Genomic DNA, 7066 nt, shown 5'->3' on the forward strand with positions numbered 1-7066 from the left:
GGTCTCGACCCGCGTCGAACTTGACCTTTTCATCCAGCTTGATTCCAGGCCAAACCGAGCGCCCCGACCCGAATCACCCGCCCCAGCCGAAAGCAGCCCGGGCACTCGTTAGAATCAACCCATGCACTCGCGATCCCTCCGATTTATGCTGGCGCTGCTGGTTGGCGCATCGGTCCTGCTGCAGGGCTGCGCGGTTACGCGTGTGCATGTGCGGCAGGCCCAGGCCATCATCACCGCCAGCCAGCAGACCACGCCCGATTGCAAGCGTGCCGACCACTGCGCCACCCCCTCGCCGCTGATGGCGGCAGCCGACAATGCCATGCGTCTGTCGACGCCCCAAAAGCCGGTGCACGTGGTCACCCTGCTCAACAATGGCGAGGCGGCACTGGCGGCGCGCATCAACCTGATCCGTGCCGCGCAGCACGGCATCGATGTGCAGACGTACATCTGGGAGCCGGACGATGTCGGCAAACTGATGCTGGACGAGCTGGTGCGCGCGGCCCAGCGCGGCGTGCACGTGCGTATCATCGCCGACCAATTGTTCTCCTTCTCCAATACCCAGATGTTGGCGCGACTGGCGCGACTGGACAACGACTTCCAGCTACGCCTCTACAATCCCACCTTTGAACACGCCAAGACCCCGCCGCTGGAATTCGCGGCCGGCATACTGTGCTGCTTTTTTCAGTTCAACCAACGCATGCACAACAAGCTGTTGCTGGTCGATGACAGCATCGGCATCACCGGCGGGCGCAACATCCAGAACCGGTACTTCGGCTGGGACCCGCATTTCAACTACATTGACCGCGACGTTCTGGTGGGCGGACCAGCCGCTCGGGACATGGCCATCAGCTTCTCTCGCTTCTGGAACAACAAGCGCACCACGTCCCTGAGCCGGCTGAGCGATGTCAACTCCATCCTGCGCCAGACCGGGGTCAAACCTGTGCACTGGACCGAACCGGTCTACACCGACCCTGTGCGCGTGGCGCGCGTGCGTGCGCAGGCAGAAAACCCCAACTGGCTTGGTCAACATATCCTCGACCACACGCTGCGCGTAGGTGCGGTGGACTACTACTCGGACCGTCCGGCCAAGACCGACAACCCCGACCGCAAGCGGGACGATCAACTGACCCGACACATCATGAGCATGCTGTCGAACGCCCGGCACCAGATCGTGCTGCAAACGCCGTATCTGGTACTGAGCAGCCGCGCGCGCAAGATTTTCCTGAAGCTGCACAAGGACCATCCGGCCCCGCGTATCATCGTGTCGACCAATTCGCTGGCCTCGACCGACGCCTTTGCGGTGTACGCGATGTCCTACAAGCACCGCAAGCGGTATCTCAAGGACTACGGCTTCGAGATTCACGAACTGAAACCGCATCCCGGCGACCCGCCCGAAGTCAATACACCCGCCGAGGACAACATCGCAGTCCCCGCATCGCCCGAAAAACGCAGCAAGATGCGCCGCAGCCGGCGCCGGAACAGCCCGGCCCCACTGATCAACGAGGGCATGCGCTTTGGCCTGCACGCAAAGTCGATCGTGGTCGACGGTGCATTTTCGATGGTCGGATCGCACAATTTCGATCCGCGCTCGGATCACTACAACACCGAGGCCGGCGTGATCATCTACGACCCACGTTTCGCCGACCAGCTGCGCAAGGCCATTCTGCGCGATACACAGCCGCAAAATGCCTGGACCATCGCCCCGCGCCAGCCCAAGGTACCGGTACTGACCTACCTCAACCAGGCGATCGGTACTGTTTCCGAGCACCTGCCGTTCTTCGATTTCTGGCCGTTCCGCTACGGCACCGATTACGCCCTGAAACCAGGCTGCAAACCGCTACGACCTTCGGATCCGAAGTTCCACCAGTGCTACACGCCGGTCGGCGACTTCCCCGAAGTCGCCATGCCGTTCAAGAGCATCTACACGCGCATGATCACCGCGTTCGGTGTGGGCCTGAGCGGCATTCTCTGAGGTTACAGAGGCTATGCCTTGAGCGGGCGAGCGTTCCAGGAATGCCTGCATGCGCGTTTCTCTGCCACGCTCCCTGCGAGAATGTTGGCCTCTGCCTGCGGCGCACCTTCCCCGACTCCCTCTGAAAAGCAGGCGAAGTTTTTTCGCATTGCGTTGGCGTCACGCTGCATTGCAGCGACCCTCCACTGCGTGCAGTCGGGGGTTGGAAAGGGGTCAGGCAACGAAGCGACGATGCCCAATGATGCGTTCGCCCGCTTGAACTGGACCCCGGACAACAAGCTGCCGTTGAACGGGGCTAACGCCCCTGCGGGTCGATGCGAAACCGGATCGGCAGGACCACGCTGCGCTGCGCATCCGCAGGCATGCGGAACTGCCAGCGTCTGGCGGCCACCAGGGCCGCGTGGTCCAGGTCTGGATCGCCGCTTGAATCGATCACCTGCGCATCGGCAACATGACCGTCGACATCCAGTTGCGCGCGGATGCGCACAAGTCCACCACGACCCTCGCGCAAGGCCTGTATCGGATAGTTCGGCGGCGGCGAGAATACCGGCTGCGGTTCGGCCGCACGCGCTCTGGCCGTGAGCCCGGCTTTGGATCCGGAGCGGATGGCATGCTTCACCCCATGCTGCGCACGCGCTGGGGCACGCTGCGCCGCCTCGGCTCGCATGGGTCCTGGATCCAGGATCACGCTGCCACCCAGCCGCTGCACGCTGCTCAACAAGGCGGTCGCGGCGATGCTGAACACCAGGGCCAGGACGCACAGAGCCAGCGTGGTGCGCAGGCGTGGCACGCTGTCAGGGTCGCTCCAGGATGGCCGTGACGCCCATGCCTCCTGCCGTGCAGATGGAGATCAAACCGCGCCCGGACCCCCTCTGCTCCAGCATCTTGGCCAGGGTGGCGATGATGCGGGCTCCGGTCGCCGCGAACGGGTGCCCGACCGCCAGCGATGAACCGTGGACGTTCAGCTTGTCGCGGTCGATCGATCCCAGCGGCTGATCGCGACCGAGCCGTTCGCGACAGTATTCGGTCGACTCCCACGCCTTCAGCGTGCATAACACCTGTGCCGCGAACGCCTCGTGGATCTCGTAGAAATCAAAATCCTTGAGGGTCAGCCCGGCCTCGTCCAGCATGCGAGGCACGGCAATCGTAGGCGCCATCAGCAGGCCTTCGCCATGCACGAAGTCGACTGCTGCCACACGCGCATGGGTCAGATAGGCCTGGACTTTCAGACCATGCTGCTGCGCCCACGCATCACTGCCCATAAGCACCGCCGCAGCACCATCGGACAGGCCGGTGGAATTGCCGGCGGTAAGCGTGCCGTGGCCCGAACTGCGATCAAACACCGGCTTGAGCGAGGCCATCTTTTCCAGGCTGGTATCGGCGCGCAGGAAGCCGTCGCGCTTGAGTTTGCGAAAAGGCACCAGCAGGTCGTCGAAAAACCCTTCTTCGTAGGCTGCGGCCAGTTTCTGGTGGCTTTCCAGTGCCAGCTGGTCCTGCGCTTCGCGCGTGATCTGCCACTCGCGCGCCATCGCCTCGCAATGCTCGCCCATCGATTTACCCGTACGTGGCTCACCCACACCGGGGAATTTCGGCTTCAGTTCACGCAGCGAGAAATCGCCGACAGCGGCTTTGACCTTGTCCATCGGCGATCGCGCGCGGTTGATACGCATCAGCCGCTTGCGCAACTTCGTGCCCAGCTCGATGGGCACGTCACTGGTGGTGTCGCTCCCGCAGGCAATCCCCGACTGGATCTGCCCCATGGCAATCTTGTTGCCGATCACGATGGCGTTGTCCAGCGAGGTACCACAGGCACGTGCCGTGGTGATGCCCGGCGTAGTCGGCGCCAACCCGGAACTGAGCAACGCCTCGCGAGCCAGGTTCCAGTCCGAGGCATGCTTCATCACCGCGCCCAGCGCCACCTCGCCCAACTCCTGACCATGCAGGCCAAAACGTTCAACCAGTGCTCCGAGCACCTTCACCGACATGCCGAAGTTGCCAACTTCCGCGTAGGCGGTGTTGTGACGTGCAAAGGGGATTCGAACGCCACCGATGACGCCGACACGATTGGACTGTTTTTGCATGATCAAATGAGTCCCGGTTCCGGTTGTTCATGTAAGGTAACGCGAGCGCCCCTGCGGCGGTAGTCCGCAGCTCGCGGCTGTTTGGCCACGATACACTTGGTGTTTTGCGATGGAAGTTCGATGTGGATGCCAACGACCTGATCAGCCTGCCCGGTGTGCTGGCGCTGGAATGCCGGCCCGACGAGCTACCCGCGCGCATCGTTCTGGAGCGTGACGCGGCTGAAACCCTGGCCGCGCACATGGCCGAGGATCTTCAACGCCTGTTGCCTGGTGTGGCCGAATCGCGACTGGCCCTCGCCGGGGGTCTTTTCGACGCCGCGCAGTTGCTGCGTCCGCAGTTTCCCGCATTCTCCACACTGGAAGAACTGGCCGCGCGCCTGCCCCGCTCGCAAGGTGGCGTGATCGCCTTCGGCGCCCGGGACGGGCGCATGCCGGCGCAATCCCTGGCGCCTGATCCGGTCCTGGCCGGAAGCCCCATGCTGTATCTGCCGTGGACCCTGCTCGCCGATCCTGCTGCCGGACACGCCCTTGGCGAAGCCATGGAGGTCGAGTTGATCGGCCGCGGTGAAGCCGGGGAACGTACCGCTGATTTCCTGATTCGTGCGCTGGACGTGCCACTCGAGCACGTCCGCTACCTGAGCCGCCACGACCTGCTGGCGCTGACCTGCGTGCAATACGAACATGCCGGCCTCGCTCCACTTTGGAGCGTACTGGAACCGGCCCTCCTGACCCCGGACAAAAGCGAATCCACGCTCAGCGCCCGCGGCCTGCCACTCCGCTATGAAGCAGGCGCCATCCACACTGCCCACCCGCTGCACTGGCTGCGCCAGACCCAGCATGAAAGTCCCGAAGAGGCCGCGCAGACCCTGGCCGGGCTGGTGTTCGAACTGCGCCAGTATGCCGCCGTGCTGCAGGCGCATCATCTGGCGCTGCGCTTCGAACACGACGGCGACGCCGAACCCACGCGCATCGTCGAGCACCTGGCCGAGTCCGACGCATCCTTGCCGCCGCCCACGCTCCACGCCCACACCGCGCCCGGCCTCGGCATCATTGCCCTCAGCATCGCCCAGGCCGAGGGAAATCACGTGCATCCGCTCGCGCACGCGCTGATCATCGGCGGTCGTATCCAAGAGCACGCGCAAGCGCTGGCCCGACGTTATGGACGCGATGCGCAAATGGCCGAACCCAAGCGTATACGCGTGGATGCCAGAGGCAGGTTTGTGCTGACATCCGAAACAACGCTGCACTGAAGACGGACCCCGCAAACCCGCTCCCGGTCACAAGCGAATTATTTCACGCACGCACAGGCGTTCTGCTTTATCCCACATGCAGGAGACGAGCACCGGTTGTCCGGGACACCGTCTGAACAGGGGTTGCCCGCTGCCATGCGGGTTTTACCGTTGCCTGGATCGGCGAGGGCACTCCCGCTGGCCCAGCATCCAGAGCCATCGCCCGGGCCCGCCACAGCAAGCTGACCGTGCGGCACCGCTTCCGGCCTGGGCCATGGCTATGTGGCCGCTACGAGCTGCTCGAAATGCCTATCGCTCGAACAAATGATTGGTTCACTTGGCGGTAAAAGTGCATACAATCATGGTAACTCCAGTCCTGCGTTTCGCAGCGGAAGATCCGTGTTGAACACCGTCTACAGGGGGACGGCCGGCGCATTCGGGTGCGGGGCCGTCATGGCGTGGTTACGCTGTACGTGCAGTTTGTGTCTTGTCGTTCTGGCCGTGGTCTCGGTACCGCGCGCTCGTGCTCGCCTGCCGGATCGCGGCGGTTGGGTGCTGCGCTTCGCCGACGACTTCAAGGGCCCGGCGGGGCAGTTGCCCTCGCCCGGCCGCTGGGTCTTCGATACCGGGCAGCAGTACCCGTTCGGCCCGAAAAACTGGGGCACACAGGAGGTCGAGCGCTACACGCGCGACCCGGACAACGTCAGCCTGGACGGTCATGGCAACCTGCGCATCACGCCGCTGCGCGATGCTTCCGGGCACTGGACCTCGGCGCGCATCGAAAGCCGCAAGGCCGACTTCGAACCGCCGCCGGGTGGAATCCTGCGTATCGAGGCGCGCATCCGCATGCCCGACGTCACCGGACCGGCTGCACTCGGCTATTGGCCGGCGTTCTGGGCCATGGGTCGCAGCTATCGCAAGCGCCACGACTGGCCGGCCTCGGGCGAATTCGACATCATGGAAAACGTGAACGGGCTCCAGAACGTGTGGCAAACCCTGCATTGCGGCGTGAAGCCCGGCGGACCCTGCGACGAACCCCACGGCATCGGCCATGTCGCCAACTGCCCGGGGTCGCCCTGCCAGATGCACTTTCATGTCTACACCTTCGAGTGGGACCGCACGATCTCGCCGCGACAGTTGCGCTGGTATGTCGATGGCCACCTCACCCACCAGGTCTCACAGGCCCAGCTGCCAACGACGACCTGGCGACAGCTGACGCACCAGGGCGGCTATTTCATCCTGCTGAATGTGGCCATGGGCGGCAATTTCCCGCGTGCGCTCAGCCACGCGCCCACGCCGGGCAAAACGACCGAACCCAGGCATCCCATGCTGGTGGACTATGTGGCGGTATGGACGCGCGACGGCCTGGGCAACGGCGGTGATCCGCAAGCCGGCGCCAGTACCACCCGTCGGAGCCCGTCTTATCCTGCGCCGGTAAATGCCGCTCCTCGCCAGCCCTAGCCGCGAAGCCCTTACAGGGCGACCTCGTACATGTGGTAGGCGCAGCGATGCATGCCCAGTCCCTCATACGTGGACTGCGCGCGATGGTTCTCCAGCTCCACGTACAGGCGCATGCCGACCGCGCCTGACTTGTGCGCGCGCTGCTCGACGGCTTCATACAGGGCGCGAAACACTCCGCTGCGACGCGCTTCGGGAACCACATAGACACTCTGGATCCAGAAGAAATTGCCGTTTCGCCAGTCGCTCCATTCGTAGGTGACCAGCAGGCTGCCGACGGCGTGTCCATCACGCTCTGCGACCAGGTAGAACCCTCGTGCGGGGTT

The 7066-nt window shown here is 64.0% G+C and carries 6 protein-coding genes; 3 read left to right on the forward strand and 3 right to left on the reverse strand.

Annotated elements, in window-relative coordinates:
- Positions 1 to 121: 121 nt before the first annotated feature.
- Positions 122 to 1972: a phospholipase D family protein gene (locus tag PF446_RS08205; RefSeq protein ID WP_298070940.1), complete on the forward strand. Its 1851-nt coding sequence runs from the start codon at positions 122 to 124 to the stop codon at positions 1970 to 1972.
- A gap of 295 nt (positions 1973 to 2267) precedes the next feature.
- Here the strand turns inward: PF446_RS08205 and PF446_RS08210 are convergent, their stop codons facing one another.
- Positions 2268 to 2762: an energy transducer TonB gene (locus PF446_RS08210; RefSeq protein WP_298070942.1), complete on the reverse strand. Its 495-nt coding sequence runs from the start codon at positions 2760 to 2762 to the stop codon at positions 2268 to 2270.
- Between the two features lie 4 nt (positions 2763 to 2766).
- Positions 2767 to 4053 (reverse strand): acetyl-CoA C-acetyltransferase, encoded by a 1287-nt coding sequence (locus tag PF446_RS08215; RefSeq protein WP_298070943.1) that lies wholly within the window; start codon positions 4051 to 4053, stop codon positions 2767 to 2769.
- Between the two features lie 122 nt (positions 4054 to 4175).
- On the opposite strand from PF446_RS08215, the gene PF446_RS08220 reads away from it, so the two are divergent.
- Positions 4176 to 5303, forward strand: coding sequence for a hypothetical protein (locus PF446_RS08220; protein ID WP_298070944.1), 1128 nt, complete (start codon positions 4176 to 4178; stop codon positions 5301 to 5303).
- A 459-nt stretch (positions 5304 to 5762) separates the two neighbouring features.
- Positions 5763 to 6743: a glycoside hydrolase family 16 protein gene (locus PF446_RS08225; protein ID WP_298070945.1), complete on the forward strand. Its 981-nt coding sequence runs from the start codon at positions 5763 to 5765 to the stop codon at positions 6741 to 6743.
- An 11-nt stretch (positions 6744 to 6754) separates the two neighbouring features.
- Here the strand turns inward: PF446_RS08225 and PF446_RS08230 are convergent.
- Positions 6755 to 7066: GNAT family N-acetyltransferase (locus PF446_RS08230; RefSeq protein WP_298070947.1), on the reverse strand; the 312-nt coding region annotated here is incomplete at its 5' end.

This window comes from Oleiagrimonas sp. (assembly GCF_027858935.1).
In the GTDB taxonomy this organism is placed as follows: domain Bacteria; phylum Pseudomonadota; class Gammaproteobacteria; order Xanthomonadales; family Rhodanobacteraceae; genus Oleiagrimonas.

Bases quoted from the DNA above. Each gene is read 5' to 3' on its own strand.
- PF446_RS08205 (WP_298070940.1), top strand. From the start codon at position 122: ATGCACTCGCGATCCCTCCGATTTATGCTGGCGCTGCTGGTTGGCGCA.
- PF446_RS08215 (WP_298070943.1), bottom strand. From the start codon at position 4,053: ATGCAAAAACAGTCCAATCGTGTCGGCGTCATCGGTGGCGTTCGAATC.